Below are 1,232 nucleotides of genomic sequence, written 5' to 3' on the forward strand. Positions count from 1 at the left end.
CCCCGGGCCAGACCCGCACCCGCCACATACAACTCACCCGCCACACCCACCGGGACCACCGACAACGACCCGTCCAGCACATACACCCGCGTATTGCCCACCGGAACCCCAATGGGAATGCGGTGGTCGAGGTCGGGGGCGGCGGCGAGCGTGTGGTGGACGGCGCAGAGCGTCGTCTCGGTCGGGCCGTAGCTGTTGGTGACGAGGATGCCGGGGGCGGCCTCGAAGATGCGTCGCACGACCTGCGGTGACATGCTCTCGCCACCGCTCCAGATCTCCCGGACGCCGGACAGACACGCCGGGTGCTCCTCCACCAGCAGGCGCAGGACGGACGCAGCCACCATGAGGCCGGTGACCTGGTGGTCGGTGATGGTCCGGGCGAGCGTTTCCACGTCCACGCCGTCGCCGGCGGGTGCCACGACGATGACGCCACCGGTCAGCAGCGGACCCCACAGCTCGTACGTGGAGGGGTCGAACGTGCTGGGGGAGTGCATCAGGACCCTGGCGCGCGACTCCCCGCGCCAGCACGGGTCGTCGACGAGTGCCAGCACGTTGGCGTGGGTGACCGACACGCCCTTGGGAACACCGGTGGAGCCGGACGTGAACATCACGTAGGCCACCTGGTCAGGGGCGGACGTGACACCGGGGTTGGACTCCGACTCGCCGGCGAGCCCGGCGATGCCCTGCAACACGATGGACTTCGACCGGAGCTCGGGGATGAGCCGATCGGGACGGTCTATGAGGACGGCCCGGGCGGCCGTTTCCTCGAGGACCCGGCTGATGCGTTCTGCCGGAAGCCGGTCGTCCAGCGGGACGTACGAGCCGCCCGCCTTGACGATGCCCAGTACCGCGGCGACGGACATCACGGAGCGGTCCATGAGCACTGCCACGCGGTCTTCGACGCGCACGCCCTCGCGGATCAGCCGGTTCGCGACCTGGTTCGACAGGAGATCCAGCTCCGCGAAGGTCGCACGGCCGGCCGCTGAATCGACCGCGATCTCCGCGGATCGGTCGAGGACTTCCGCGGCGAACCGTTCCTGGAGCGATCCCTTGATCACGGTGGGCACGTCGGCGTTGTTGCCGTGCGCCGAGACGAGCGTCTGCCGCTCGTCGTCCGAGAGGATCTCCAGGGTGTGGAGGGGTGCGTCGGGTGCTTCGGCGGCTGCGGTGAGCAGCCGGGTGAGCGCGGCGGTGATGCGTTCGGCCGTCGCCCGGTCGAACAGGTCCGTCGC

The 1,232-nt window shown here is 69.9% G+C and carries 1 protein-coding gene; it reads right to left on the bottom strand.

Annotated features, from left to right (window positions below; translation table 11 throughout):
• A partial coding sequence (locus ABZ079_RS36870) for an AMP-binding protein (protein ID WP_356943805.1) occupies positions 1-1,232 on the bottom strand: 1,232 nt, incomplete at both ends.

Source organism: Streptomyces sp. NPDC006314 (assembly GCF_040613075.1).
In the GTDB taxonomy this organism is placed as follows: domain Bacteria; phylum Actinomycetota; class Actinomycetes; order Streptomycetales; family Streptomycetaceae; genus Streptomyces.